General features: G+C 68.2%; 25 protein-coding genes. 11 read left to right on the forward strand and 14 right to left on the reverse strand.

The features are described from left to right. Position 1 precedes the first annotated feature (1 nt). Complete coding sequence (locus GGR33_RS20125) at positions 2-1054, forward strand: siderophore-interacting protein (RefSeq protein ID WP_183508573.1); 1053 nt, start codon at positions 2-4, stop codon at positions 1052-1054. A 4-nt stretch (positions 1055-1058) separates the two neighbouring features. Here the strand turns inward: GGR33_RS20125 and fhuB are convergent, their stop codons facing one another. The 3 genes from fhuB to GGR33_RS20140 form a co-directional block, all read right to left on the reverse strand. Beyond that, entirely contained in the window at positions 1059-3065 is a 2007-nt protein-coding gene (fhuB, locus tag GGR33_RS20130; protein ID WP_210302120.1) for a Fe(3+)-hydroxamate ABC transporter permease FhuB, read from the reverse strand. A 97-nt stretch (positions 3066-3162) separates the two neighbouring features. Further along, positions 3163-4041, reverse strand: a complete 879-nt coding sequence (locus GGR33_RS20135; RefSeq protein WP_183508575.1) for an ABC transporter substrate-binding protein — start codon at positions 4039-4041, stop codon at positions 3163-3165. Beyond that, a complete protein-coding gene (locus GGR33_RS20140; RefSeq protein WP_183508577.1) occupies positions 4038-4814 on the reverse strand; it encodes an ATP-binding cassette domain-containing protein in 777 nt (258 codons plus the stop codon). Before GGR33_RS20140 ends, GGR33_RS20135 begins: the two co-directional genes overlap by 4 nt. A 473-nt stretch (positions 4815-5287) precedes the next feature. Here GGR33_RS20140 and GGR33_RS20145 point away from each other — a divergent pair, with 473 nt between their 5' ends. Next, complete coding sequence (locus GGR33_RS20145) at positions 5288-5761, forward strand: copper chaperone PCu(A)C (RefSeq protein ID WP_183508579.1); 474 nt, start codon at positions 5288-5290, stop codon at positions 5759-5761. Between the two features lie 52 nt (positions 5762-5813). Here GGR33_RS20145 and GGR33_RS20150 read toward each other — a convergent pair whose 3' ends face one another. After that, positions 5814-6965 carry a DUF2778 domain-containing protein gene (locus GGR33_RS20150; RefSeq protein ID WP_183508581.1) on the reverse strand — a complete coding sequence of 384 codons (1152 nt, stop codon included), beginning with the start codon at positions 6963-6965 and terminating at the stop codon, positions 5814-5816. A gap of 372 nt (positions 6966-7337) precedes the next feature. After that, positions 7338-8150, reverse strand: coding sequence for a lytic murein transglycosylase (locus GGR33_RS20155; RefSeq protein ID WP_183508583.1), 813 nt, complete (start codon positions 8148-8150; stop codon positions 7338-7340). A gap of 406 nt (positions 8151-8556) precedes the next feature. Here GGR33_RS20155 and GGR33_RS20160 point away from each other — a divergent pair, with 406 nt between their 5' ends. Next, the gene (locus GGR33_RS20160; protein ID WP_284211628.1) at positions 8557-9609 is read left to right on the forward strand and encodes an OmpA family protein; all 1053 of its coding nucleotides are present in this window, start codon (positions 8557-8559) and stop codon (positions 9607-9609) included. A gap of 11 nt (positions 9610-9620) precedes the next feature. After that, positions 9621-10301: an AprI/Inh family metalloprotease inhibitor gene (locus GGR33_RS20165; protein WP_183508585.1), complete on the forward strand. Its 681-nt coding sequence runs from the start codon at positions 9621-9623 to the stop codon at positions 10299-10301. Positions 10302-10328: 27 nt separating this feature from the next. Here the strand turns inward: GGR33_RS20165 and GGR33_RS20170 are convergent, their stop codons facing one another. The 3 genes from GGR33_RS20170 to GGR33_RS20180 form a co-directional block, all read right to left on the reverse strand. Further along, on the reverse strand, positions 10329-10781 hold the full coding sequence (locus GGR33_RS20170) for a peptidoglycan-binding domain-containing protein (protein WP_183508587.1): 453 nt from the start codon (positions 10779-10781) through the stop codon (positions 10329-10331). 132 nt (positions 10782-10913) lie between these two features. Then, complete coding sequence (locus GGR33_RS20175; RefSeq protein ID WP_183508588.1) at positions 10914-11906, reverse strand: M48 family metallopeptidase; 993 nt, start codon at positions 11904-11906, stop codon at positions 10914-10916. A gap of 19 nt (positions 11907-11925) precedes the next feature. Beyond that, positions 11926-12489 (reverse strand): LemA family protein, encoded by a 564-nt coding sequence (locus GGR33_RS20180; RefSeq protein ID WP_183508590.1) that lies wholly within the window; start codon positions 12487-12489, stop codon positions 11926-11928. A gap of 318 nt (positions 12490-12807) precedes the next feature. Here GGR33_RS20180 and GGR33_RS20185 point away from each other — a divergent pair, with 318 nt between their 5' ends. Both GGR33_RS20185 and GGR33_RS20190 read left to right on the forward strand, forming a co-directional pair. Beyond that, positions 12808-14439, forward strand: coding sequence for an ABC1 kinase family protein (locus GGR33_RS20185; protein WP_183508592.1), 1632 nt, complete (start codon positions 12808-12810; stop codon positions 14437-14439). 574 nt (positions 14440-15013) lie between these two features. Continuing rightward, complete coding sequence (locus GGR33_RS20190) at positions 15014-16090, forward strand: sensor histidine kinase (protein WP_246413320.1); 1077 nt, start codon at positions 15014-15016, stop codon at positions 16088-16090. Between the two features lie 70 nt (positions 16091-16160). On the opposite strand, the gene GGR33_RS20195 is transcribed toward GGR33_RS20190, so the two are convergent. After that, positions 16161-16607 carry a DMT family transporter gene (locus tag GGR33_RS20195; protein WP_183508597.1) on the reverse strand — a complete coding sequence of 149 codons (447 nt, stop codon included), beginning with the start codon at positions 16605-16607 and terminating at the stop codon, positions 16161-16163. Positions 16608-16720: 113 nt separating this feature from the next. Between GGR33_RS20195 and GGR33_RS20200 the strand changes: the two genes are divergently transcribed. Next, entirely contained in the window at positions 16721-17608 is an 888-nt protein-coding gene (locus GGR33_RS20200; RefSeq protein WP_183508599.1) for a LysR family transcriptional regulator, read from the forward strand. A gap of 45 nt (positions 17609-17653) precedes the next feature. Here the strand turns inward: GGR33_RS20200 and GGR33_RS20205 are convergent, their stop codons facing one another. Then, positions 17654-17827 (reverse strand): hypothetical protein, encoded by a 174-nt coding sequence (locus tag GGR33_RS20205; RefSeq protein WP_183508601.1) that lies wholly within the window; start codon positions 17825-17827, stop codon positions 17654-17656. Positions 17828-18014: 187 nt separating this feature from the next. On the opposite strand from GGR33_RS20205, the gene GGR33_RS20210 reads away from it, so the two are divergent. Together GGR33_RS20210 and GGR33_RS20215 are read left to right on the forward strand one after the other, a co-directional pair. Beyond that, positions 18015-19253: an MFS transporter gene (locus GGR33_RS20210; protein ID WP_183508604.1), complete on the forward strand. Its 1239-nt coding sequence runs from the start codon at positions 18015-18017 to the stop codon at positions 19251-19253. A gap of 145 nt (positions 19254-19398) precedes the next feature. After that, positions 19399-19776 (forward strand): hypothetical protein, encoded by a 378-nt coding sequence (locus GGR33_RS20215; protein WP_183508606.1) that lies wholly within the window; start codon positions 19399-19401, stop codon positions 19774-19776. Between the two features lie 98 nt (positions 19777-19874). On the opposite strand, the gene GGR33_RS20220 is transcribed toward GGR33_RS20215, so the two are convergent. The 3 genes from GGR33_RS20220 to GGR33_RS20230 all read right to left on the reverse strand — a co-directional run bounded on the left by GGR33_RS20220 (position 19875) and on the right by GGR33_RS20230 (position 22699). Then, on the reverse strand, positions 19875-20690 hold the full coding sequence (locus GGR33_RS20220; protein ID WP_183508608.1) for a hypothetical protein: 816 nt from the start codon (positions 20688-20690) through the stop codon (positions 19875-19877). Positions 20691-20839: 149 nt separating this feature from the next. Next, the gene (locus GGR33_RS20225) at positions 20840-21025 is read right to left on the reverse strand and encodes a YegP family protein (protein WP_183508610.1); all 186 of its coding nucleotides are present in this window, start codon (positions 21023-21025) and stop codon (positions 20840-20842) included. A gap of 105 nt (positions 21026-21130) precedes the next feature. Continuing rightward, positions 21131-22699 carry a DEAD/DEAH box helicase gene (locus tag GGR33_RS20230; protein WP_183508612.1) on the reverse strand — a complete coding sequence of 523 codons (1569 nt, stop codon included), beginning with the start codon at positions 22697-22699 and terminating at the stop codon, positions 21131-21133. Between the two features lie 489 nt (positions 22700-23188). On the opposite strand from GGR33_RS20230, the gene GGR33_RS20235 reads away from it, so the two are divergent. Next, positions 23189-24610, forward strand: coding sequence for a lipopolysaccharide biosynthesis protein (locus GGR33_RS20235; RefSeq protein ID WP_183508614.1), 1422 nt, complete (start codon positions 23189-23191; stop codon positions 24608-24610). Further along, positions 24610-25770 carry a GNAT family N-acetyltransferase gene (locus GGR33_RS20240; protein ID WP_183508616.1) on the forward strand — a complete coding sequence of 387 codons (1161 nt, stop codon included), beginning with the start codon at positions 24610-24612 and terminating at the stop codon, positions 25768-25770. The genes GGR33_RS20235 and GGR33_RS20240 overlap by 1 nt, the downstream gene beginning before the upstream one ends. Positions 25771-25794: 24 nt before the next feature. Here the strand turns inward: GGR33_RS20240 and GGR33_RS20245 are convergent, their stop codons facing one another. Beyond that, entirely contained in the window at positions 25795-26043 is a 249-nt protein-coding gene (locus GGR33_RS20245) for a hypothetical protein (protein WP_183508617.1), read from the reverse strand. Positions 26044-26089: the final 46 nt, after the last annotated feature.

The following is a 26089-nucleotide window of genomic DNA, read 5'->3' on the forward strand; positions in this document are numbered from 1 at the left end:
CATGCCCGTCACCGAAACCGATATCGCGCTCGCCGATCCGGCCACGCTCGCCGCCCGGCTGATCGAGCACATGGTCGAGCACGAGGTCGTGTTCGAGACGCGTGGCGTGAGTACGGTGGCCGATCTCGGCCGAGGCACCGGCACGCTGACCGTGCTGGCGCGCGCCCTGAACGTGCGCGTCGAGGCGGAGGATGCCGGCGACCTCGAGATGATCCGCGCGGTCTTCGCCCAGCACATCGTCGAGTTCGCCGAAGAGCCGCTGGAGATCCGCTGGACGGGCCTCGGCGAGAGCCCCGACGCCTTCGCCAATTTCCGGGAGATCCGGCTGATCTCCGCCGAGGATCTGACGCCTCATCTGCGCCGCCTGCGCTTCAGCGGGCCCGACCTCGCGCGCTTCGCCAGCGACGAGGACCTGCACGTGCGGCTCTACTTCCCGCCGGCCGGTCTCGCCGAGCCGGAATGGCCGAGGCCCGGCCCGGACGGGCGCACGCTCTGGCCGGCGGACGAACGCAAGCCGACACCGCGCTACTACACGATCCGCCGGATCGACCTGGCGGCAGGCACCCTCGACATCGACTTCGTGCTCCACGCCGATGCCGGCCCCGGCTCGGCCTTCGCGGAGACGGCACAGCCGGGCGCGCGGCTCGGCATGGTCGGCCCGCTCGGGCGGACGGTGCGTTCGGCCTCCTGGCACCTGCTCGCGGGATGCGAGACGGCGCTGCCGGCCATCGCGCGCATCCTCGAGGGCATGGCGCCGGATGCCCGCGGCGAGGTCTTCCTGGAGGTCGCCGGGCCGGAGGAGGAGATCCCGCTCGCGAAGCCCGCAGGCGTCGCCCTGCGCTGGCTTCACCGCGACGGCGCACTGGCCGGGTCTCAGGAACGGCTGCTCGACGCCATCACGGCGGCATCCTGGCCCGAAGGGGCCGAGCCCTTCATCTGGATCGGCTGCGAGTTCCAGATCGCCAAGGCCCTGCGCCGCCACTTCGAGAAGGAGCGCGGGCTGCCGAAGGAGCGGCAACTCATCGTGGGCTACTGGTCGGTCGACGACGACTGAACGTCTAACGCCGCCTGAGCAGCCACATCAGGTACGGACCGCCGATGATGGTGGCCAACAGCCCGGACGGCACCTGGTACGGGAAGATGGTCACGCGCCCTGCCCAGTCGGCGAAGGTCATGAGCAGCGCACCGAGGATCACCGCCCCGACGAGGTGATGCAGCGCCCGCTGCAGGCCCATCAGCCGGGCCATGTGCGGCGCCATCAGCCCAACGAAGCTCAGGGGGCCGACGATGAGGGTCGCGGCAGCCGTCATCAACGCGGTGACGCTCATGATGATCAGACGACAACGGCCGACATTCAGGCCGACCGCGCGGGCGGTCGGGTCGCCGAGCGGCAATATGTCGAGCCAGCGCGAGAGCATCGGCGTCAGCGCCAGCAGCACGGAGCCCACGCCGAGAAACCAGGCGGCCTCGCTGCCGGTGACCTGATAGGTCGAGCCGGCGAGCCAGGTCAGCAGCAGCCCGACGCGCGGATCACCGGTGGCCATGGCCACGGCGACGATCGCGCCGAAGGCCGCGCTGGTGGCGACGCCCGCGAGCAGCAGCCGTTCCGGCGCGAAGGCCGAACGGCGCCCGAGCAGGAGGATGCCGAACAGCACGGCGAAGGCTCCGAGCCCACCCGCCACGATCTGGACGCCGCGCGAGGGCGCGGCCGTCGCAAACATCGCGATGATGACGCCCATGGCAGCACCCGAGGACACGCCAAGCACCTCCGGCGCGGCCATCGGGTTGCCCATCATCCGCTGCAGCAGCGTCCCCGCGGCGGCGAGCAGCGCGCCGGCCGCGAGGGCGGCGGCGGTGCGCGGCCAACGCCAGGGCCACATCTCCTCGATGCCGGCGAGGCCAGCCCAATGCCAGCCGTCGGGGCCGTTCGAGAAGGCGAGCGCGCCCCAGAGCACCAGGGCAAGCGCCGCGAGGCTCAAGGTCAGCAGCAGGCCGCCGCGGGCGACGCGCGGCGCGACGGGCGGCGGCTCGGGCCGCCACAAGGTGCCGGTGCGCAGGCGCGGCAGCAGGATCAGCAGCATCGGCGCGCCGAGCAGGGCGGTCGCTGCGCCGGTGGGGATCTCGCGGTAGCCGGTCGGGATGAGCAGGACGAGCCCGTCGGTCAGCCAGAGCAATCCGGCCCCGCAGAGCGGCGCCCAGATCAGCCGGTCGCGGAATTTTCGCGCGCCGGCCAGCGTCACGAGTGCCGGCGCGGCGAGCCCGACGAAGCCGATCACGCCGGAGACCGTCACCACCGCCGCGCTCAGTGCGACGGCGACGACGAGCGCTGCGAGCCGCGCCCCCGTCAGGCCGAGGCCGAGATTGCGCGCGGTCTCGTCGTCGAGCCCCAACAGGGTCAGCGGCCGGATCATCAGCGCGATCAGAACCGCGGCTCCGGCGAGGCGCGGTGCCAGGTAGAGCACGTTTTCCCAACCCTGCTGCGTCAGGAAGCCCGCACCCCAGATGTAGATGCCGATCAGGTAGTCGCGGTGGAAAATGCCCAGCGAGCTGGCGATGGCGCCGCAATAGAGCGTCACGATCAGGCCGGCGAGGACGAGTGAGACCGGTGACAGCGCCCGGTTCCAGGCGAGCCCGAACACGAACAGGATCGCCAGCGCCGCCCCCGCGAGCGCCACCCATTCCTTGCCGAAAACGAAGAGCCAGGGCGCCCAGAGCGTCGCCGCCGACAAGGCGAGGCTCGCTCCGGCCGAGACGCCGAGCGTCGTCGGCTCGGCCAGCGGATTGCGCAGCACCTGCTGGCAGACCGTGCCCGCGAGCCCCAGCCCTGCCCCGCACAGAATCGCGACCATGATGCGCGGCAGCACCGTGTAATGCAGCAGCATCTGGCGGGTGTCGGTGACGTCCGGATCGAAAAACCCGGCGCGCCACTGGTCGTAGGGCAAGCGCAGGCTGAGGTCGCGGAAAGCCAGCGCCGCCGCGGCGGCAAGCAGCCCGATGACGATCAGCGCCGGCAGCCGCCAGCTGCCTTCGGACACGCGCACGACGGGACCGTTCACGCCGTGCATCGAAACGAGCTCGCGGGCTGGACGAAACGCCCGTCATTGCGCGCCGAAGGCGAAGCAATCACGGCTGTCTGGTGACCGGGGATCGGCGGCACCACTGTCACGACGCCCCCAAAGGCAATTTCTCCACCAGCAGCCTGGCGAAGCGATCGGCCGAGGGGAGGCCGCCGTAGAACAGGATGTCGGAGAGGATGGTGACGCGGTTCTCGCGCATCATCGGCAGGGCGCGCCAGAGCGGGCGGTATTTCATCAGCAATTCGGGATTCGGCACGCGAGCCGAGAGGATGCAGAGGCGAGTGTCCGGCGCCAGCCCGGCGAGCACGTCGAGGCCGACCGTGGCGTGGCCGTAGATGCTGGTGGTGCCGGTGAAGGCGTTCTTGATGCCGACCCGATCGAGCACGTCCTGGTAGAGGCTGTTCGCACCGAAGACGAGGGCGCGGTTGCCGAAGATGTCGCTGACGAGGCAGAGCGGGCCGCCGCGATAGGCGGCCAGCTTTTCCGCCGCCGAGGCCATGCGGGCATCCCAGCCGGCGAGATAAGTCTGCGCCACGTCGTCCCGGCAAAGCCGCTGAGCCAGTGCGACCGTCGAGGGGCGAGACACGTCGAGCGGCTTCTCGCCCGGGGCGAGGGCCTGGAAGTCCACCACCGGCGCGATCCGCTCCAGCGTATCGCGGGAGACCTGCACGCCGCCCTCGTTGACGATGAAATGCGGCGCGAGACGCTTCATCAGCTCGAGGTTGGGCTCGGAGCGCAACCCCAGCTCGCGCGTCTCCGGCGGCACGGCCGGCTCGACCACGAGGCTGCGATAGCGCTCGATCTCGGGCAGCGCGAGCGGGGCGATGCCGAGAGCGAGGAGGGCCTGCGCGCCGGCCCAGCCGACGGCGACCACACGAGCCGATTGATCGTCGGCGGCAGCGCGACCCGTTGCGGTGAGCAGGGCCGCGGAGCCGGCCAGAAAGGCGCGGCGTGAGGGGATCACAGCGCCACGCTGACCGGCTGGCCGCTCTCGGGGTGGCGCAGCACGGCCATGGGCACGTCGTAGATCGCCTTGAGCGTCTCTTCGGTCATCAGCTCGGCGCAGGGGCCGCGGCGGATGAGCCGGCCGGAATGCAGGGCGATCAGTTCGTCGCAGAATCGGGCGGCCATGTTCACGTCGTGCAGCACCACGACGACGCTCGGCCCCCGCTCGGCGAGCCGCCGCACGAGGCGCAGCACCTGGAGCTGGTGGCCGATATCGAGGGCGGAGGTCGGCTCGTCGAGCAGCATGCAGGAGGCGTCCTGGGCCACCAGCATCGCCAGCCAGACGCCCTGACGCTCGCCGCCCGACAGGCTGTCGACGAGACGGTCGGCGAAGGGCTCGACTTCGGTGAGCCGCATCGCCTCCGCGACCTTGGCGCGGTCGGCCTCGCCGAAGCGGCCGAGCGCCCCATGCCAAGCATAGCGGCCGAGCCCGACCAGCTCGCGCACGGTGAGGCCGGTGGCTGCCGGGGGCTGTTGCGGCAGGTAGGCAACCTTGCGCGCGAACTCCCGGCGGTTCCAGGAATTCAGCGGCTTGTCCTCGAAATGGATGGTGCCCCCGCTCGGGTCCTGCTGACGGGCGAGCAACTTCAGCAGGGTCGACTTGCCCGAGCCGTTATGCCCGATCAGGCCGTAGACGCGGCCCCGCTCCAGGGTGGCGCTCACTGGCTGCAGGAGGGTGCGGCCCTCGACTGCGAAGGTGAGATTGTCGAACTGGAAGAGAGGAGCGCTCATCGGGCGGTCTCGTGAAAATGGGAAGGCATGTCCTGCGATCGGCGATGTCCCGCACCACTCACGCCGTTGCCCTCTCGAATCCCTGTGGCAGCGCCTTCGCAATCTCGCGCTGCGCCGTCAACGCATCGTCCGTGACGCTTCGCATGCGCAGGAACTCATCGCCATTGGAGCTCGGCCGCACGAGCCCGCCGGCGCGTGCCGCAGGTGTGGGTCACGAATGAGACGCGCGGCCGGGCACGGAATTTAGAGCCGGCCGTCCTTTTCGAAGCGGCGCGACCGGCGCCGGCCATGCCGGTGCGGCGATGCGGCCTTGCCGAGATGTCGCAGCTCCGCCGGGATCACTGCCGCAATCTCGGCCGCAAGTCGCGCCATCTGCTGCAGCCGCAGGCGCCGCCGATGCGGAAAGCCGGTTGCACGAGACGTGCTTGCGATGACGGACCTGCCCGTCCACGTCGACCGACCCTGAGGACCCGATGAGACAGACCCACACCACGCTTGTCGCGATGACCCTCGCCCTCGTCCTCGCCGGTCCGGGCGCCGCGCTTGCGGCGGATGCCGAGATCGGCCCGTTCAAGATCTCCAACGCCCATGCACCGGCCACGGCCGAGGGTGCCAAGGATGCGCCCGGCTTTTTCACCGTCACGAATACCGGCAGCGCGCCCGACACCCTGGTCGGCGGCTCCTTCGCCGACGCCAACCGCGTCGCGATCGTGTCCGGCGCAGGAAAGGCGACCCGCGACATCCCGGGCGGCCTCGTGATCAAGCCGGGCGAGACCATCACCCTCTCACCGAGCGGGCCGCACATCATGTTCGTCGGTCTGATCGGGTCACTGGAGCCCGGCCTGACCGCACAGAGCATCCTGCACTTCGAGAAGGCGGGTACCGGTGTGGTGGAGTTCACGGTCGAAGGCGGCGCCCCGAAGGCGGCCAAACGGCACAAGCACTGACCGACAGCCGCTGCTCTCATTCCGGGCGCACGGCCCGGAATGACGGCATCGATTAATCGCCGGCCTTCGCCGTCCGCACGGTGCCGCGCGACGCGACGGCCGGCATCCTGTCCTGGCCATTGCCGGGCACCACGACCACCCGGGCGACCTGGCCGGAAAGATAGGCCTGCAGGAATCGGTTGTAGTCGCGGAACGAGATGCAGCCGTTCGAGGCTCCGCTTGGTCCGAGCATGAAGGTGTGCGCCAACAGTCCCGCCCGGCCATAGATCGCCCCGGCACCGCCGACGGGGTTGAGGCGGATCGCCCTGACGCCGTGGAAGAGCTGCTCGCGCTCGGTCAGGTCGTAGACGCCCGGCGGCGTCGCGCCGCGCATCTTGATCGCGACCGAGCTCGGGTTGTCCATGTGCTCGCCGAGGCCGGAATGGGCCTCAAGCTTCTCTCCGCTCGGGAGCGTCACGATCCGGGCGCTGATGTCGTAGACGGCGACGCCGCCACCCGAAGGCGGAGGTGTCGGCGCGACCTGGCGCGGGATCGCCGAGGCCACAGGCGGCTGGTTGAGCGCGGCATAAGCGAGCGCCGGGCTCTGCGGCTCGGGCGTGATGCCGAAGACCTTGTCGAAGAACGAGCGCGTGTCTTCCTGCGGTGCTTGGGACGTCGGGGCGACGGCAGCGACGCGGCGCGAGGCGCGGCGAGAATACTGCAGCGGGTTCGGCCCGCGCAGCTCGGGCGGACGCGGCACCGGCAGCGGCACGGTCTGCACGAGGCGGTCACCGGTCTGCAGATCCGTCACGGAGGGGGAGGCCGGCTCGGGCTCGGTGGCCGGCGGCGGCTCGACCATCGCCTGCTGCGTGAACGGGTCGACGGCCTCGGCCGATGCGATGTCGGGCGTGGCGTTGGAGCCGGTGACGGCGGCGGCCGATTTCGTCGGCTCGGATGCATCGGGCGGCTGCACGCTTTGCGCGATGAGCGCGCTGCGCAGGATGTTGATCGACTCGTAGTCGAGGGCCGGGAGGCTCTGGCGCAGCTCGGCGGCGGCCTGGGGGGCCGCGGGCGTGGCGCCGGAGGGCGCGATTCGGCTCGAATGGGTGAGACTGCCGACGACGCCGAGCCCGGCGAGCGCGACGAACGCGCTGCGCACCAGAATCGGGTAGCGGCCCGACAGGCGAGAGATCTCGGCCACCGATGGTTGGGGAAGCTTCGTCATCCGGAGCGCCGGCCCTCCTCGCCTCGCGAGATTCGCTCCGGGCCTGGCAGCCCGGTGAATCCGCCATGCATCAAACAGCCGAGGTCGCCGGGCATTTGTGGGGCAGGAGCATGGTGAATCTGGGCCGAACCGGGGCGTTTCACGTATCCCGAGGGGGAGGTGTCGCCTCGAAAGCAGAATTGCCGGACGCCCGCCGCGCAGAATCGGCCCGGCGGTAGCCTGTCAACAGGCCAAAGCCGAATCAAAAGAGACCCGGCGTGTACGCCGAGCCTCCCGAAACTTATCGCCGATCACCAGCCAAGCTTGGCTGTACGATCAGGAGATCGCCGCCCCTGGCCTCTCGCCTGTAGCGGGAGCGGAACGACTTGGACCTTACTCTTCGCCGCCGCCGGCGCCGTCGATCTGCCGGCCCATGATCGAGAGGGCTTGCTGGTAGACCGAGGCGGCGTTCCAGCCCTGGAGCGCGGCGAAGTTCGGCTGGCCGGGGGCGTAGCCCGCGCCGGCCTGCCAGCCATGGCCCTTCAGGAAGTTCGCCGTCGACGTCATCGCGGCGTTGACGTTATTGAGGTCACCGCCGGTTCCGTAGAGCAGAATGTTCTTCGGCAGGAACTGGGTGTGGCCGACCTCGCCATGGGCCGCACCGCGGGTCGAGGGCGTAAGCACGCCGCTATCAACGAGCTTGAGCGCAGCGTAGAGCTGGTCGGTGAAATAGGCCGAGCGGCGGCAATCATAGGCGAGCGTCGCCACGGCCGAGAGCGTGTTGACGTTGCCGCGCACCTTGCCGAAGCCGGTCTCCATGCCCCAGATCGCGATCAGCGGGCCGGCCGGCACGCCGTAGCGCTGCTGGATCGAGGAGAACAGCGCCGCATTCTGCGCCTTCATCCGGCGACCCTGTGAGACGATGGTCGAGGCGCCGCGCTTGGCCATGAACTGTTCGAGCGACAGCTTGAAGCTGTGCTGGCCGCGATCGGCGGCAATGGTCGGCGTGGAGTAGGAGGTCCCCATCAGGGCCTGCAGGCTCGACGCGCTGGCGCGGCCGCGCGCCTCAGCCGAGAATTCCTGCTTCCAGTTCTCGAAGCCGCCAGCCGAGTTGCCGCATTGCGCGGCCTCGGCCCGTCCGGCCACGCCGACGAGTGCCGCAAGCGCTGCGGCCGTGATGGTGATGCGCCGCTTGTGGTCGGTCACTGGAAACTCCCTGGCAGTTGGCCGGATTCGTCGGTGACGACCCGTCAACGCGGCCCAAATCGTTGCCGTTGTAGGCGAAGATATGACCGAGCCGCCACTGCGAAGCGACGCGTACACACGTCAAAGCACGCCGTCAGCCACCGGCCAACAATCGGCGGAAGCGCACCCTTAAGCACCGGCGATCACGCACGGACGAGCGATCGAACATCGAACAAGACAACGTGAGACTAGATTGCCGGCACAGTCCCTCGATCGCAAATTGCCACGAATTCAATGAAGCACCCCGCAGTGACAGTGGAGGCGCTACTCTGTAAAGCCAACTCCCGCGGGCAGGGAATCGAATCCCAGCCGAGACTTACGGCGGGGGACTGCGGGCGTGATCAGGTCGTCGACAATCAAAGCGTGCGTGTTGGCAACGTTGGCGCTGGGCGGGACGGCCTTCGCCGCCGATGCGCCGATCCCGACCAAGGACATCCCCGGCGCCAAGGATAGCCCGACCCTCAAGCGCTACGAGGGCTCCTACATCATCAGCAATACGGCCTTCGCCTACAGCGACTTCAAGGCGCCGCTCTCGAAGCTCGAAGAGACCGACCAGCGCGACGTCAACAACAACCGGCTCTTCGCACCCAAGCAGGAGCAGGAACTGGAGGGCCGTCTGACGCGGCTCGCCTACTGGATTCCGGACGGCCGCTCCCCCTTCGAGGTGATGCGCAACTATCAGGACGAGCTCGAAGCCGCGGGCGGCCAGGTGCTGTTCTCGTGCAAGGCCGAGACCTGCGGCGGCGACCACACGCGCTCGTCCTATGGCGGCGGCGGCACGTCGAGCCTGATGATGTATTTCTTCCACGCTGCCGACGTGAAGGACGCGCCTTTCTCGATCGGCCAATGCGCTCTGACCAGCAGCGTGTCGGACCAGCGCTACTTCACCGGCAAGAAGCCGGGACCGGACGGCGACACCTGGATCACCGTCCAGACCTTCCAGGCCGATGGCGGCGCCACCTGCAAGCCGGTCACTGGCCGCACCTTCGCCCTCGTGCACGTCCTCGAACCGAAGGCGCGCGAGAAGAAGATGACTACGGTGAGGGCCGACGAGATGGCCAAGAGCATCGGCTCGACCGGCAAGGTCACGCTCTACGGCATCCTGTTCGACACGGCGAAGACCGATGTGAAGCCCGAATCCGGCGCGACCCTGCAGGAGATCTCGGCCCTGATGAAGGCCGACACCAAGCTCGCCGTCATCGTCGTCGGCCATACCGACAACCAAGGGGGCTACGACTACAACCTGGACCTCTCGCGCCGTCGCGCGGATTCCGTGATCAAGGTGCTCGCGGCGAGCTACGGGGTGGATGGTAAGCGCCTGAAGGCAGCCGGCGTCGGCATGGTCGCGCCGGCGGCGAGCAACGACGACGAGGCCGGCCGCTCGAAGAACCGGCGCGTCGAACTGGTCAAGCTGAACTGAGGCCGCCCTGTATGCGCCGTCCCCTCCTCGCGGCTGCGGTCGTGCTCGTGCTCGGCACGGGCGCGAAGGCAACTCCCATGCCCGACTTCATCAAGGACACGCTCGGCGAATGGCTCGTCGCCACCGACGACGGTAAGCCGGGGTGCCGCATCACGCTCGGCGACGAGCCCGTCGGCAAGACCTGGCGCGCGAACCCGTCCGCTGAATGCGCCGAGCGCCTGCCGAACGTCGGAAAAGCGGTCGCCTGGGACTACGATGCGGGTGTCCGTCTCTACGGCGCCGACCGCAAGATCCTCCTCGCGTTCGGCGAGGACGAAACCACGCTCATGAAGACGAGCTTCGAGACGCCGCCGGTCCACTACATGGTTCGGGCCAAGCCCGGCGTTGAGCGCGCGCCTTACGCCCCGGCTCTGGTGGGCGCCTGGGTGCTGCGGAGGCCAGGAGGCCCGGCGCTGTGCACGATCACCCTTTCGAAGGGCGCCAAGGACGGCGATACGGACCTGACACTGAAGGCCGCCACGCCCTGCGATCTCGCCGTCGCGAAGCTCAAGCTCAACAGCGCTCATGTCGAGGACATTGCGCTGATGCTCTACGGCGAACCCGAGACCTCCCTGCGCTTCGAGGCTTCTGGGCCGGAGAGCTACGCCAAGGCCGAGGGCGGGAAGCCGCTGGAGATGGTGCGAGCGCCCTGACGCCTCTCCGATCGCGCGCAGAGGCCGCTATTTCTCAACGAATTTCTTGGTCTTGATTGAGGTCTTCAGCGGTTCGGGAAAATCGGCTTCCTCCATCATCTTTCCATAGAGGTCGCGATGGTCTCTGTTGAGATAGACGATGGTGTATTGGGCATCCCCCTTCGCCGTCCATCCGGTGGCGGAACTCGGCGAGACCTGACCGTCGGTGCTGATGAAGACCGGCTTCGCTTTCTTGACGCCTTGATAGGCTGCGATGGCATTTTTGGTCTTGGTGCCGAAAATCCCGTCTCTCTTCAGATATCCGACGAGCGTGCCGTTCGGGTTCTTGAGCGTGTAGTGGGCCGACAGCGTATTGAGGGCGTGCTGGACCAATTGGACGTCATCGCTTCGGTTGGGACATCCGGGACCGACCGCAAACTCGACGTCGTAGATCCAGCGGATGCCGACACTCGTATCCACCATGTTTCTCACGCGAGCCATTGCCGATTCCTCAATCTTGCGAGCGCAGATCGAACCTGAAGACCGAATACAGTCGCCCGAATGCGATGCGTGTTCATAGTCACGACGCGGCGATCTGCAATTCTGCCAACACCAAAACCAATGACGGGGCGCTCAGGCCGGCGGCGGCACCCTTCCGCCGGCATAGCGCACGAGTGCGTCGATGCGCGCCTCGATCGGCGGATGGGTTGCGAGAAGGTCCGTGAACCCCACGCGCGGATTGTCGAAGCACAGCTCCATCACGCCGGACGGGGCATGGGCGAGGTCGCCGCGTCCCGAAATCTTGATCAGCGCCGAGATCAGGGCGTCCGGATCTTTGGTCAGCTCCACGGCGCCGGCATCGGCGACGTATTCGCGCGAGCGGGACAGGGCGAAGCGAATCGCCTTCGAGAGGATCCAGGCGAGTGCGATCAGCAGCGCGCCGAGCAGCATGGCCGGCACCGCACCGGTGCGGTTCTTGCCGTCGCGATTCCCGCTGAACAGGCCGCGCAGCATGTCGGTGCGGTAACCGGCCTCGGCCACGAAGGCGAAGATGCCGGCGATGACGATGGCGATCATCATCGTGCGCACGTCGTCGTTGCGGATGTGGGTGAGCTCGTGGCCGAGCACCGCCTGCATCTCGCGCGGGGTCAGCGCGTCCCTCAGGCCCGTCGTCACGGTGATCGCGTATTGCTCGGGGTTGAGCCCGGTGGCGTAGGCGTTGAGCGCCGGATCGTCGGCGATCAGCAGGGCCGGCATCGCCATGCCGCGAGAGATGCAGAGCGGTTCCAGCAGCCGGTAGAGATCGGGTGCCTCCTCACGCGCCACGGGATGCGCGCCGACTGTCGCCGAGATCATGGTGCGGTGTGCGTGATAGGCGACGAACAGCCAGACGAAGGTCACCGCGAAGGAGAGCGGGCCGATCCAGAGCAGATCGTGGAAGGCCGCGTGCAGATAGGCGGAAAAGCCCGGCCGCGCCCCGGCCGGCAGGTTCGCGCTCATGCCCCGCAGGATCAGGGCAATGCCGTAGGCGAGGACGAGGTTCAGCCCGAACAGCCCCGCCACGAGGATACGGGAGCGAACCTCGTTCTGGCGGATATGCGTGTAGAGGCCGAAGGCAGGCAGCATCGAACTGCCCTGGCTCGCGTCAGAACTTCACCGAAGGCGCCGTGTCGAGTTGGGCTCGGGCGCCCTCGCCGACATCGAAGAAGGTCTGCGGACGGAAGCCGAGCGCGCCCGCGAAGAGCACGGCCGGGATCGAACCGATGGCGGCATTGTATTCGGCCACCGCGTTGTTGAAGAAGCGCCGCGCCGCCGCCAGCTTGTCCTCGATCGAGGAGAGCTCGCCCTGCAGCGCCTGGAAGTTCGTGTTGGCCTTGAGGTCGGGATAAGCCTCGCTCAGGGCGATCAGCCGGCCGAGCGTGCCCTGAAGCTGCGCCTCGTTCTGGGCCATCTGGGCCGGGTCCCGCGCCGCGACGGCGGCATTGCGCGCCTGGACCACCGCCTCGAGCGTGCCCTTCTCGTGCGCGGCATAGCCTTTGACCGTCTCGACCAGGTTCGGGATCAGATCGTGCCGCTGCTTCAGCTGGACGTCGATGTCGCCGAAGGCCTGGGCCGCTCGCTGCCGCAGCGTCGCCAGCCCGTTATAGGTGACGACGAACCAGACCAGCACGACGGCCAGGACGATCACAACGATCCACGTGCTCGACATGGCTCACCAAGAGAAAGAGAGGTTCGGCAAAAGACGTCCGAAGGACAGCCGAATCGATGGCGCTTGGCCAACCGCCGGCTTCTTTACAGGCTGTCATGAAATTCCGACAGCGGCGCTGAAATGCTCGACTTCCCTTGCCAGTCGAGCGGAGACACCGGCCAAATTCAATATCCGCAAGACATTCGCCGAGCGCTCGGCCACTATCCCGGTGCGACGTGAGGCGTCCGACGAAAACGCGCGCGCTCCCCAAAAAAGCCCCAGGCTCATGGCTCCTGCCCTGCGCTTGCTAATCCCCGAGACCGGGTCCATCCCAACCTCATGCTGAAGACCGCCTTCGTCGCCGCGCGCGACCGTCAGCGCCTCTCGGAGATCGCCTCGGTCCTGATCGGCTTCGGCCTGAACAAGGCCGTGGACCGCCTGGGCCTGCGCAACATCCCGCTGATCCCGCGGCGAACGCCGCGGGTCGACGTGACGCGGCTGTCTCAGCCCGAGCGCCTGCGCCGGGCCATCGAGACTCTCGGTCCGACCTTCATCAAGTTCGGGCAGATCCTGGCGAGCCGGCCCGACCTGCTCTCGCCGATCTGGACCGACGAGCTCGAGAAGCTCCATAGCCAGGTCAAGCCGATCCCGTGGGAGATGATCGGGCCGCAGCTCGAATCCGATCTTGGCGCGCCGCCACAGGAGGTCTTTGCCGAATTCGACGTGAACCCGATCGCCTCGGCCTCGATCGCCCAGGTCTACCGGGCACGGCTGAAGACCGGCGAGGAGGTCGTGGTCAAGGTGCTGCGGCCGGGCCTCAAGAAGGTCATCGAGGCCGACCTGCGCCTGATGGGTCACGGCGCGCGCATCGTCGAGAGCGAGTGGCCGGAAATGGCCCGCTACCAGCCCCAGGAGCAGATGAAGCACCTCGCGGCGGGTATCAACGGCGAGCTCGACCTGCTGAACGAAGCCCGTAACTGCGAGATGATCGCCGGGATCTTCGAGGGCCGCGACGACATCCTGATCCCGAAGATCCATTGGGAATGGTGCTCCGAGCGGGTGCTGGTGCAGGAATTCGTGCACGGCGTCTCACCGAACGACGCCGCGGCACTCCGCGCCATGGGCGCCGACAAGAAGGTCCTGGCCCAAAAGGGCTGCGACGCCTTCCTGCGCATGGCGCTGATCGAGGGCGTGTTCCACGCCGACCCGCATCCCGGCAACCTGTTGATCCTGCCCGGCAACCGCATCGGCTTCATCGATTTCGGCATCGTCGGACGGCTCTCGCAGAAGCGCCGCCAGCAGCTCCTCGTGCTGATCGGCGCCATGCTGAAACAGGACGTCGACGGCCTGATGGCGACGCTGCTCGACTGGACCGGCCCCACCGCGCCGGACCTGACCAAGCTCGAGCAGAGCGCCCAGAACTTCGTGCAGACCCACTCGTCGATCCCGCTCAATCTCGGGTTGGTGCTCACCGACTTCATGACCATGGCCCGCGAGAACGATCTCGCGATGCCGACCGACCTCGCCATCCTGTTTAAGGGCCTCGTCACGGCCGATGGCGTGATGCGCCAGCTCGACCCGAACTTCGACCTGTTTTCCGCCGCCGGCCCGACCGTGCGCGCTTCCATGCGGAGCGTGTTCTCGGCGCGCGCCCTCCTGAAGAAGGCCGAGGCACTCGGAACCGGCCTCTACGGCGCGGCTTCCGAGCTGCCGACGCTGATCCACCTGCTGCTGGTGCGGCTCAAGCAGGGCAAGGTCACGGTCGAGATCGAGCTGAAGGGCATGGACAAGCTCGTGCGCGGCATCGAGCGGGGCGCTGCGCGCGTGGCCGTCGGTCTCGTCGTCGCCGCCTTCGCCACGCAGCTCGCGCCGCGGCTGATCGACCTCGGCACGCCGGTCTTCGTCCTGATCGCGCTGGCCGTGTCGGTGGTGGGCATCGGCTGGCTCGTGTTGCTTGGCCGCAACCGATAGGGCGTCAGGATCGTCACCCGAGCCGTGCAGGCACATGGAGCCGCATGATGTCGTGCGGCCGCTTTCGAAATCGATTCGGCAAGTTTGCGCTACAACAATGCCGACGAGAGTCGAGTCCTCACTCTACAGTATCCAACGGCAACCTTGGCTGCGGATAAGGCTTTTTTGCATTTACGAAAACTTTAGACATCACTTGCCGAGTCACAGCATCGTGATATGGTCACTTATCAACCGACTCGCGGGATGCAATAGGTAGCGCGACGGGGTGAGAAGCGGGCGTCAAGCCGTCAGTCCCCTCGAAGCTAGGTGAGCAGATCCCCATCCGCCCGTCGGCGCGTGATGCGCTGCGGCCGATCGATTCCATCGTAGGCCAATGCGCCGAACCCGGGGGGCTTCGGTGCTCGAGACAACGATCGTGTCGACGGGCATGTCCCGTACCAGTCGAAGAGCCATTCTCGAGGCCGAGAATGCGTATCTTCGCAAGCTGCTCGCACAGCGGCCTCTCAGCGCAAACGACATCTACGTGAATGCGGAGCGGCGCCATGCGGATGAGCTCGGCGTGGGCCGGTCCACCATGGCACTCCGGAGCGGGTCGGAGGCCGAGGTGATGCGTGCTGCGGAATCCGACGAAATCAATGCCGAGCTGCGCGCGACCGAGGAGTTCAACCGCCGCATCCTGGCCTCGACGACGGATTCCATCAGCGTGCTCGACATCGATGGCCGTCTGATCTCGATGAACGAGGTGGCGATCCCGATTTTCGCCAAGGCCGGCTTCGCGCACGCCGTCGGACGCCCCTGGTCGGACGCCTGGAACCTGCCGGAGAGCCGCGACGCCGTGCTCGCCGCGCTGGAGGACGCCCGCGCCGGCCGCACCTGCCGCTTCCAGGCCGCGCTCGACATGGGCGGCGCTGCCGACGCGCCGCTATGGTGGGACATCGTCGTCGCGCCGATGAATGGCGATGACGGCCGCCCCGAGCGGCTACTCGCGGTCTCGCGCGACATCACCGAGTTGAAGCAGACCGAGAACCGGCAGACCGTGCTGATGCACGAGATGGCGCATCGGGTGAAGAACACGCTCGCCATGGTGCAGGCGGTGGCGACACAGACTTTGCGCAACGCGCATTCGCTCGAAGACGCCGGCGACGCACTCGGCGCACGCCTGCTGGCACTGGCTCAGGCTCACGACGTGCTGATGCAGGGCTCTTGGTCGAGCGCAGACTTGCGCGGCCTCGTCGATACCGCGGTCGCGCTTCATGGCGACGGCGAGCCGGGCCGCTTCGTGGTCTCCGGCCCCGACGTGACGCTCGGGCCGCGTCCGGGGCTCACGCTCGCGCTGATCCTGCACGAACTCGGCACCAACGCCACGAAATACGGCGCGCTCTCCAAGTCCGAGGGTCATGTCGAGATCCACTGGGACATCGTAACGGTCGAAGGCGAGGAACGCCTCAGCTTCCGCTGGGAGGAGATCGGCGGCCCGGCGGTGAAGCCACCGACGCGCATCGGCTTCGGCAGCCGGTTGATCGAGCGCAGCCTGGTTCACAGCTTCGGCGGCAGCGCCAAGCTGGACTTTCCGGAAGCCGGCGTCGTGCTGACGATGCAGGCCCCTGCCGCCAACGTCGTCGTGGCAGTGCCGCTCAATCTGATGGGCTGACGCCGGGACACCGGGCGCCGCGGCCATCAGGGCGCGGCGCCGCCGTCCTTCCGCGCTCACGGCGCAGGATTCAGCGGCGGATCAGCACGACCCCGCTCATCAACAACACGACGCCGAGGAGCCGCGGCAGGTCGACCGAGCGTTGCTCCAGGCCGAGCACGCCGAAATGGTCGAAGGCCACCGAGGCGATCATCTGACCCGAGACGAGGAGCACGATGAAGGTCGCAGCGCCGATCTGCGGCACGAGGAAGACGGCGAGCACGATGAAGATCGCGCCGAACAGACCGCCAAACCAGCCCCACCAGGGAATGCGCGACGCAATCGCCGCCGACGGCAGCGGATCGCGCAACGCCAGTGCCAGAACGGCCATGCAAGCCAGGCCGACCAAGTAGCTGGCAAAGCCCGACCACGCCGCCGAGTTCAGCGCGATGCGCAGGTTCGCATTCAGCGCCTGCTGCACGACGATACTGACGCCGGCGAGCGCGGCCAGAGCCGAGGGAAGCAGGATCGGCAGCATCGTCCGGTCGCCCAAGCTGTAATCGCGGCCACGCGCCGCCTCTCACCACTTGACACCACGGCCGCCGCCATGCCGTCAAATGCCGCATGATGCCCTGTCCATGCGAATGAGGCATGATGAATCCGACGCATGTCGACCTGTTTCGCGCCGTTCTCCGCCACGGCGGCATGACGCGCGCGGCCGTCGCCCTCGGCATCGGCCAGCCGCATATCAGCCGGGCCATCGCGCAGCTCGAGGCCGATATCGGCTTTCCGCTGTTCTTGCGCGGGCATGGCAGCGCGCGCCCAACCCCGGAGGGCGAGGCCTTCGGCCACGAGGTCGAGCAGACCTATGCCGGGTTCGATCACCTGCGCCATGCCGCCCGGCAGATCCGTGAGCGCGGCACCGGCACCCTACGCGTCGCCTGCCAGCCGTCCCTGGCCTCCCGACTTCTGCCGCGCGCGATCAGGCGCCTCAACGAAGAGCTGCCAACGGCCCGCGTGTCGATCCACGTGCCGAGCCCGGATACAATCTGGTCCTGTGCCTCGTCGGGCCAGTGCGATATCGGCCTGGCACGCCCGCGGACGGGCTACAACGACGTCGAGGCCGAACCGTTCATGACGGTGAAGGCCGTCTGCGCGATCCCGCGAAAGCACCCGCTGGCGCGCAAACGCACGCTCTCGGTGCAAGACCTCGCGGCCGAGCCGATGATCTCGGGAGGCGCCGGCGTCTTTCAGCAGTCGGTCGAGGCGATCTTCGCGGCTGCGGGCGTCGCGCCACGCTTCGTCTTCATGGCGGAGTACACGGCGGCGCGCTGCGGTCTCGTCGCCGAGGGGATGGGGCTTGCCATCGTCGATCCGGTGCCGGCCCGCGAATTTTCGGGCGCCGCCCTCACCCTGCGGCCGTTCCAGCCCGAGTTACCGATCGAGACGATGCTGCTTCGTCCGGCGGGACGGCCGGTGAGCCAGCTTGCCGAGCGGCTGATCGGTCTTCTGAAGCAGGAGCGCGACGCGCTGGGGTAACGCCTGCCTTCCGACCCATGCCGGAAGGCAGGCGCGGTCACTCCGTCATCGCAGCAACTGCGCAGCCTCGGTCGCACCGCGCTTGGTGATGCGCCACTTGATCGGGCCGGGCTGCTCCTGGTCCTCTCGATCGACGAGGCCCTGCATCCAGAGCTGAAGCATGGCGAGATGCTCGTCCTGCGGCTCTTGCCCCGTGAAGATCACGGGGCTGCGCCGCAACGCCAACAACAGAAACCGCTGTTTCTCGCTCAGGTCCATATCGCTAGGACGAGCGGGACCGGGCCGGATTTAGAGCCGAGAGCGATCGTCGGATGATCGATTCCGGCGTCCGAACGGTTAGCGCCCGGCATCAATCATCCGCGACCGGCGCGCCGCCAGGTGCAGCTCGCGGCCAGACGGAAGCTCGATGTCGCCGACCAGCCATCTCGCCCTGATCAACCTGTTCATCGGAGACATCCAGGGCGGCCTCGGACCGTTTCTCGGAACCTGGCTCGCCGAGACGGCGCATTGGAGCCCGACTCGCATCGGGTTGGTGACCACGCTGTCGGGCATCGGCGTGTTGCTGCTCAGCGGGCCGTTCGGTGCCCTGGTGGACCAGTTCGGCCGGCCGCGTCTGCTGATTGCGGCATCCTGCGCCGCGATCCTCGGAGGCACGTTGCTGCTGCTGCCAGCCCAGGGATTCTGGCTGGTGCTCGCGGCGCAGTCGCTGGCGGCGGCGGGAGGCACGTTGCTGCTCCTCGCCGTGAACGCACTGACGCTGGGGCTCGTCGGCAAGAAGGCCTATCCCCTCCAACAGGGGCGCAACCAAGCTTTCAACCATGTCGGCATCCTCGCAGCGGCGGGGATCATCGCCATCGGCACGCCCTATTGGGGCGCGGCGATCTCGCTCTGGGTGCTCGGCGCCATGGCCGCGGCAGCGATCATCGCGACGGCGACGATGCCGGGCGGCGCCTGGGAATCGCGACGGGCGGTCGGCTGGGAGGATCACGAAGGCGAGGACAAGCCCCGGCGCTCCTCAACGGCGGAGGCGCTCCGCAATCGCCGGCTGCTGATCCTGGCCGTGGCCCTGGCGCTGTTCCAGCTCGGCAATGGCGGCATGCTGAGCCTGCTCGGCCAGAAGCTGGTCTCGGTCTCGCCCTACGGCACCGGCTGGACAGCGACCTACGTGATGGTGGCGCAACTGGTCATGGTGCCGGTGGCCTACCTCGCCGGGACCTTTGCCGACCGGAAGGGGCGGCGATGGATCCTCATCATCGCCTGTCTCGCGCTGCCTCTGCGTGCCGTCCTCTGCGCCTTCATCGACGATCCCCTGTGGCTGATCGCGGCCGAAGTGCTCGACGGCATCGCATCCGGGATCGTCGGCGTGGCAGTGCCGGTGGTGGTCGCTGACCTGACATGGAAATCCGGCCGCACGCAGACGGCGCTCGGCACCCTCAACGCGATCCAGGGCGCCGGAGGGGCGCTGTCGGCCTGGTATGGCGGCCTCGTGCAGGGCTGGCTCGGCTGGCCGGGAGCGTTCCTGGCGCTCGGCCTCGCGGGCGTCGCCTCGGCCGTGATGGTGATCTGGCTCAATGCGACGGCGGAAGAGAACCCGCGGCGCAAGCGAAAGAGAGCGGCGGCCGAGGGTCGAGCGCAGGAGGGGTGACGATCAGGGCTGGGCGTGACGGATGAGAGAAACTCTCCGCGAAAATCCACTCCGAACAGTACGTAGATCGTGAATTCGACTTGGACCACGATACTCTGTTTGGTAGGCCCACACCGAAGTCGTTTTTTATTCGAGGAATCCAATCATGATGAAGGCGATCACGGCAATTTGCGTCGCTTTGATTGCGGCCGTGGCCTTCGTCGGGACCTCGGACGAAGCAAAGGCCGGTTGCAGGAAGTGTGGGCCGGTCTCTCCCGTGTATCACTACAAGACCGTCAACAAGGTCTCGAACCGGACGCAGTATCGGGACGTCAACCGCACGCATTACGATCACAAGACGCGCTACATTTACAACGTCACGCGTGTGCGCCCGATCGTGCAGATCCATACCGTGACGCGCGTTCACCATCACACTGTGCCGGTGATCCACAACGTGAACGTCTCCAGCGTGCAACGCCTGCCGGCTCAGTACTACCGCACCAATAGCGTGCAGAATTACTATCACGGTTGCGGCTGCCGCTGAGGCCAGCTCGAGCTGATCGTCGTCTGTCCGGGCGCATACCCTCCCTCCGCTCACGGAACGATGGGGACACGCGCCGACGGGCCGATCGAGCGGCGCCGTCAGTCGCGGCTGGTGGTTCTCGGGACGGCGGACAGACAAGCCTTCGGGCAGACCGGCGCACGCCCGAGCAGGCGCTCGAGCGCAGCTTGCGGTTTCTTCGCGCAGAGCCGGGTGAGGAAGCCCTTGTCCTCCGTGCCGATATCCGGAATGCGGCAGGACGAGGCCATGGTCCGCTCCGCCTGACCCCATAGGGTCAAAATGGCGGCGGCGGTGTCGGGACGTGTCAGCCCGTCCCACGCTGCCGGATCGTTCTCCGCCGCCTCGATGTAGAGCGCGACGAAGCTCATCAGCGCCGCGAGGCCGTCGCGGTGCGAGAGCTGGACGTCCGGGTCGCGGCGTCTATCGAGCGCGATCGCAGCGTCGAGGTCGTGCGTGTAGGCGTTGAGCTCGTCGAGCAGATAGCGAAAATCCGTCGCCGAACTCGCGCTATCCTTGCGCAGATAGGTGTCGACGAAAAGACTCGGCTGGAACTGCCGTGCGATCCGGGCGGGCGCGAACAGAGCGCTGCTCTCGCGCGGGCGCTTCACCGCCCCACCCCCGATCAGCGGATAGGCATCGGTGTCGCCGGTGATCATGTGCACGGACTCGTGCACGGCCGTCGCCAGCGCATACTGCGCGTCACTGCAATCGAGCCACGCCCGGAAGAAGGCCTTGTCCTTGACCTGCCGAAAGATCGCGTAGCCGTTCGACGAACCAGCCTTCAGCACCTCGACGGCCTGGGCCGTGCAATCGCCGGCCGCCACGGGACCGGCGCAGAGCAGCGGCATCGCGAGAAAGGCTGTTCCGCCGAGAAGCGCACGAACGGTCTTCAGCATCGGCCCGCATCCCGAGAGATGCGGATCTTGTCGTGCCTATGGTTAAAGAACCGTCCCGACGCGGCACCGTCGCGGCAGCACACGTCCCGGTCGCGAGTGGCCCGGATGCCCGAAACGCGGCTGCCGGTTCCCCGAGACCTCGGGGAGGATCAGGCGATCTGCGTCGTCATGTCGACGACCTTCGCCTCGCCAGCCTGCTTCACCAGCGCGATGGCGTGCTCGCAATCCTCGCGACGGACATAGCCCTCGCCGGAATCGGCGATCACGTTGCCGTTCTGAACCCGCAGTCGCCAGCGCCACTCGCCGCCGGCATCCCGATACAGTTCGAAGCGCATGAGCCGTCTCTCCCGGCCGATAAGGCCTGAGCAAAAACATGGGGCCGCCGAGCCCGAGCGGCAACGCTCGGACCCGACGGCCCCTGATTGATTTGTCAGACCGGATCAGGAGCGCGGGGAGCGGTCCAGCCAGCCGATGTTGCGGCCTTCGCCTCCACCACCGCCACCGGCGGGACGCGGGTTACGGCCCTGCGCCGGACGGGCATCGCCCCGGCGATCGTTGCGGCTGTCGGTGCGCTGGCCCTGGTGACCGGCGGGACGGCCGGAGCGCTGGTCCTGACGTTCGCCGGGACGCGCAGGACGCTGATCCTGACGCTCGCCCTGGCGTCCATCCGGACGCGGACCGCGGGCCTGCTGGCCACCGGCATCGGGGCGAGCCTGGCGACCGGGCTCCTGGCGCTGGCCGGGACGGCCGTTGCGGCCGCCGGGAGCACCACCGCCGGGACGGCCCTGGCGCTGGCCGGGACGACCCTGCGGCTGGCGGGGCGGACGGCGTGCCTCTTCGGCCGCCGTCTCGCTGGCTTCCTGACGCGACGGAGCGGTGAAGCCCTCTGGGAAGGCGCCGACCGTAATCTTCTGGCGGGTGGTGCGCTCGATGTCGCGCAGGTAGGCCTTCTCCTCGTCGTTGCAGAACGAGACGGCGAGGCCGGCCTTGCCGGCGCGGGCCGTGCGGCCGATGCGGTGGACGTAGCTCTCCGGCACGTTCGGCAGGTCGTAATTCACGACATGGCTGACCGCCTCGACGTCGATGCCGCGGGCGGCGATGTCGGTGGCGACGAGAACGCGGCACGAGCCGGCCTTGAAGGCGGCGAGCGCCCGCTCGCGCTGCGGCTGCGACTTGTTGCCGTGGATGGCCGAGGCGTTGACGCTGGCCTTCTCCAGCCCGCGCACGACACGGTCGGCGCCGTGCTTGGTGCGGGTGAAGACGAGCACGCGCTCGTAATCCGGGTCACGCAGGATGTGGTTGAGCAGCGCCTGCTTCGCACCGGTATGGACGAAGATCACCTGCTGATCGACGCGCTCCGCCGTCGTCGCCACCGGAGTGACGGCGACCTGGATCGGATCGCGCAGATACTGCTCGGCGAGGCCGGCGATATTCTTCGGCATGGTGGCCGAGAAGAATAGGCTTTGGCGCTCCTTGGGCAGCATCTTCACGATGCGCTTGAGGGCGTGGATGAAGCCGAGGTCGAGCATCTGGTCGGCCTCGTCGAGGACGAGGATCTCGACGCCTTCGAGCGTCAGCGAACGCCGCTCGATCAGGTCGATCAGGCGGCCCGGCGTGGCGACGAGGATGTCGACGCCGTTGGCGAGCGCTCGCTCCTGGCGGCTGATGGTGACGCCGCCGAACACGACGGTGCTGGTCAGCGGCAGGTGCCGGCCATACTCGGCGAAGTTCTCGGCGATCTGGTTGGCGAGCTCGCGGGTCGGCGAGAGCACCAGCACGCGGCAGCCCTTGCGCACGGCACGGGTGCGCTTCAGCGAGAGGCGGTGCAGGATCGGCAGCGCGAAGGCCGCAGTCTTGCCGGTGCCGGTCTGCGCGATGCCGCAGATGTCGCGGCCAGCCATGGCGGGCGCGATGGTCTGCGCCTGAATCGGCGTCGGCGTGGTGTAGCCGACCTCTTCCAGCGCCTTCAGAACGGGCTGGGACAGGCCGAAATCGATGAATTGGGTCAAGGGTGGTCTTTCGGGCAGCAGGACCGCATCTCGGCAGCCGTCATCGGCGCGAGGGTTCGTTCGGTCCGTTGTCGGGGACAGCCCGCGTGATGGGGCAGTCAGGTGCATGCACGTTATGAAGAGAGGGGCCGGAACGCGTCCGACGCGATGCGCGGACATGGACCGTCACGCAGCCCTCTCAAGCGGACCCCATTCGGCCGCTGACGCTGCGCTTGCGATATGCGCATGTTGCAACGCAAAGTCAATGGAACTCATGCGGTACTCGCGAGGCGACCTGTCGAAGCGGCACAGCGACTGCAACGGCGTGGTTGCAGGAGCCCTGATGCAAAGTTCATGTCCGGAAACGGCACGGTCGCGACCGATCGGCCTCCGCATGGCAGTCGCCGCGTTTCGAAGCGGGATTGATCACGAGCCCGTGCTACACGGTCGGGTGACGAACCTACGCGGCGGATCTCCACCGCACCGGCACGTCGCCGCCCGAGGACGCGGATGATCGCGCGCCATACCCTGACCTATGTCGGCTCGCGGGCCGTCGCGGCGGCGCTCAACATGGCCTCGCTGGCCGCTTTCACGCGGCTGGCGCCCGTCGACATCTTTGGCACCTATCTCCTAATCCTGTCCTGGTCGATCGTGCTCTACGGCGCGACCTGCCAATGGCCGAAATTCGCTTTCTTCGCGCTGTACGACGAGGCGCGCGGGCCGACCCAGATCGCCACGCTGGTGCGGATGCTCGCGATCCTGCTCGTGCTGACGGCACTGGCGATGGGCATGGCCGCCGTGCTCGGCTTCATCGACCCTCGTTTTGCCGCCGCCATCGTCGCGGCCACGGTCGGCATCACACTCTTCGAGGGCATGAACGAGATCGCGCGCACACGGCTCGCCGCAGAGGCCGTCGCGATGTCGGTGGTATCCCGCGGCGTGCTGGTCCTGGCGCTTGGCAGCGCGGCCCTCGCCTATACCGGCGACGCCCTCGACCTCGTCCTGGCTTTCGGGCTCGCCAACGCGCTGGCAGCCATACCGGCGGCCCTGTCGGTCTGGCCCCAGATCCGCGGGGGACGGGGCAGCCTGACCGAGGCGCGACGGCTGCTCGCCTATGGCTGGCCGCTGGTGATCTCCTTCGGCATCGCCGCGCTGGCGCAGACGATCGACCGGCTCATCATCGGCAAGACGATTGGCACCGAGGATCTCGGCGCCTACGGCGCGATCGGCGACTTCCTGCGCCAGAGCTTCGTCGTTTTCGGCGAGAGCATCGCCCTGTCGATGATCTCCATCGCCAAGCGGGACGCCCGCGGCGGCGGCATGGAGGCTGCCAATCCGGTCCTGCGCGATGCGGCGCGCGCGCTCACGCTGATCGGCGCCTTCGGTGCGGTGTTCTTCCTGACCTTCGACGACGTTGTGGTGTCGATCCTGCTCGGCCCGAGCTACCGCGCCTCGGCGATGGCGGTGGCGCCCTACCTGATCGTGGCGAGCATCTGCATGATGTTCCGCGCCTATTATTTCGGGCAGGTGATCTACTTCAACGGATCGAGCACGCTGGACGCGGTCGCCTCCGGGGCGCTTCTCGCCACGACCGGCGGACTGTCGCTGCTGCTGATCCCGCATTACGGGGTGAAGGGCGCCGCCATCGCGCTCGCTGCCGGGCAGGCGGTGGCCTGCCTCGTCTACATCGTCGCGGGGAAAGGGCGGATCCAGATGCCGGTGCCGGTCCTCGACATCGTCACGATCGTCGCCTGCGCGCTTCTGGCCTATGCCGCGACTGCGGCGCTCGATCTCGTCGCGGGCGGCCGCACGCCGGTCCTGCTCGTGCTCAAGGCCGCCATGATCGGCGTAGCCGCCGCTGGCGCGGCCTGGCACTTCAACATCATCGGCCTCGCGGAGATCCTCACGCGCCGGGCGCGGCGCCCCGCCTGATGGCGCACGCGGCGCGAACCGCCGAGGGCCTCGTCGTCGCAGCGCTTCCGCTCGACGCGGCGTCGCCCCTTCTGCCGGCCTGGCGCGAGCTCGCCCGCGATCCGCTGGTCGAGAACCTGTTCTTCGAAGCGGAGTTCGCCCTGGCGGCGGCGGATGCCTTCGGCGGCGGCATCCGGCTCCTGACCGTCAGCGACCAGCCGCCGGAAGCGCCGGGCGCCCGCCTCCTCGCGCTCTGGCCCTGCCGTGTCGTCCGCCGGTGGGGCGTGCCGATCCCCGCTCTAATGGGCTGGACGCACGGCTTCTCGATCTTCGGGCCGCCGCTCCTCGCGCGGGACGAGGCCGCTCCGGCGCTGCGAGCCCTGTTCGACGCGCCGGGCCATCTCGGTCTGCCACGCCGCTTGCTGATGCCGTACCTGCCGCTCGACGGCCCGTTTGCGACGCTGCTCAACGACACCTTGGCCCGGACCGGAAGCCGCCGCGCCGACTTCTGGGCGCACGAGCGCGGCTTCCTCGACCCGGCCGCGGGACGGGGTGGGACGCGGGACGCCTATCTCGGCGCCCAGCTCTCGGAGCGCAAGGCGCGCCAGCTCGGCCGCCTCTTCCGGCGAATCTCGGCAGAGGCGCAGGCTGAGCACGAGATCATCCGCGACCCCAACGGGCTGGCGGAGGCGCTCGACGACTACGTCGCCCTCGAATCCGCCGGCTGGAAGGGACGGGCCGGCACTGCGGTCGCGAAACGGCCGCGCGAGGCGGCCTTTCTCGCCGGCCTCGTCCGATCCTACGGCGCCGGCGGCCGCATGCGCATCGACCGGCTGCGCCGCGGTGGCCGCAGCCTCGCGGTCTCGCTCTCGCTGGAGACGGGCTCGACCTTCTGGTTCCTCAAGATCGCCCACGACGAGACCGAGGCGAAGAACTCGCCGGGCGCGCTGCTCGTCGAGCGCGTGACCCGCTCGCTGCTCGCGGATCCGCGCATCATCGAGGCCGATTCCTGCGCGCCCCCGAATTTCTCGCTGATCGAGACCTTCTGGGGCGAGCGCCGGCGGCTGGCCCATGGCCTGATCGAGGCCAGCGGCGGAGACCCGCTGTTTCGGCCGGCCGTCGCGCTGGAGGGTTTGCGGGCTCAGGCTGTCCGGGTGCGGACCTCCAGGTCCAAGCCGTGATCGCCGCTTCGGCGCGAGAAGCGGTCAGCCCCCGGGTTCGTCGAACCGGCTCCAGCGGAAGACCTCGCGGCCGGCGCCATCGATGACGCGCACGGCCTCGGGGCGCTGCTCGCTGCGCTGAGGCGCGCGGGCTCGGGCGAACAGCCGTAGGGCGCGCTCGGTGGCACCGTCGAGACTGCTCGTGCGCATGCTGACGCGCTGCTGGACGGGTGCCGCAGCGGCGCCGTCGTCGAGCCCCAGGAGCTCGATGTGGAAGGTTTCGCGGACGGTCAAAGGCCGGGCGGCTCCGGATCGGGGTGGGATCGGATCACCACATAGG

This window comes from Methylobacterium brachythecii, assembly GCF_014196345.1.
Classification (GTDB): Bacteria; Pseudomonadota; Alphaproteobacteria; order Rhizobiales; family Beijerinckiaceae; genus Methylobacterium; species Methylobacterium brachythecii.

Coding starts and splice junctions, on each gene's coding strand:
- GGR33_RS20140 (WP_183508577.1), bottom strand. CDS start 4,814: ATGAGCGCTCCTCTCTTCCAGTTCGACAATCTCACCTTCGCAGTCGAG.
- GGR33_RS20190 (WP_246413320.1), top strand. CDS start 15,014: ATGGCACTCCGGAGCGGGTCGGAGGCCGAGGTGATGCGTGCTGCGGAA.
- GGR33_RS20175 (WP_183508588.1), bottom strand. CDS start 11,906: ATGCTGCCTGCCTTCGGCCTCTACACGCATATCCGCCAGAACGAGGTT.
- GGR33_RS20200 (WP_183508599.1), top strand. CDS start 16,721: ATGATGAATCCGACGCATGTCGACCTGTTTCGCGCCGTTCTCCGCCAC.
- GGR33_RS20210 (WP_183508604.1), top strand. CDS start 18,015: ATGTCGCCGACCAGCCATCTCGCCCTGATCAACCTGTTCATCGGAGAC.
- GGR33_RS20185 (WP_183508592.1), top strand. CDS start 12,808: ATGCTGAAGACCGCCTTCGTCGCCGCGCGCGACCGTCAGCGCCTCTCG.
- GGR33_RS20165 (WP_183508585.1), top strand. CDS start 9,621: ATGCGCCGTCCCCTCCTCGCGGCTGCGGTCGTGCTCGTGCTCGGCACG.
- GGR33_RS20125 (WP_183508573.1), top strand. CDS start 2: ATGCCCGTCACCGAAACCGATATCGCGCTCGCCGATCCGGCCACGCTC.
- GGR33_RS20235 (WP_183508614.1), top strand. CDS start 23,189: ATGATCGCGCGCCATACCCTGACCTATGTCGGCTCGCGGGCCGTCGCG.
- fhuB (WP_210302120.1), bottom strand. CDS start 3,065: ATGCACGGCGTGAACGGTCCCGTCGTGCGCGTGTCCGAAGGCAGCTGG.
- GGR33_RS20180 (WP_183508590.1), bottom strand. CDS start 12,489: ATGTCGAGCACGTGGATCGTTGTGATCGTCCTGGCCGTCGTGCTGGTC.
- GGR33_RS20240 (WP_183508616.1), top strand. CDS start 24,610: ATGGCGCACGCGGCGCGAACCGCCGAGGGCCTCGTCGTCGCAGCGCTT.
- GGR33_RS20215 (WP_183508606.1), top strand. CDS start 19,399: ATGATGAAGGCGATCACGGCAATTTGCGTCGCTTTGATTGCGGCCGTG.
- GGR33_RS20150 (WP_183508581.1), bottom strand. CDS start 6,965: ATGACGAAGCTTCCCCAACCATCGGTGGCCGAGATCTCTCGCCTGTCG.
- GGR33_RS20170 (WP_183508587.1), bottom strand. CDS start 10,781: ATGGCTCGCGTGAGAAACATGGTGGATACGAGTGTCGGCATCCGCTGG.
- GGR33_RS20220 (WP_183508608.1), bottom strand. CDS start 20,690: ATGCTGAAGACCGTTCGTGCGCTTCTCGGCGGAACAGCCTTTCTCGCG.
- GGR33_RS20225 (WP_183508610.1), bottom strand. CDS start 21,025: ATGCGCTTCGAACTGTATCGGGATGCCGGCGGCGAGTGGCGCTGGCGA.
- GGR33_RS20145 (WP_183508579.1), top strand. CDS start 5,288: ATGAGACAGACCCACACCACGCTTGTCGCGATGACCCTCGCCCTCGTC.
- GGR33_RS20195 (WP_183508597.1), bottom strand. CDS start 16,607: ATGCTGCCGATCCTGCTTCCCTCGGCTCTGGCCGCGCTCGCCGGCGTC.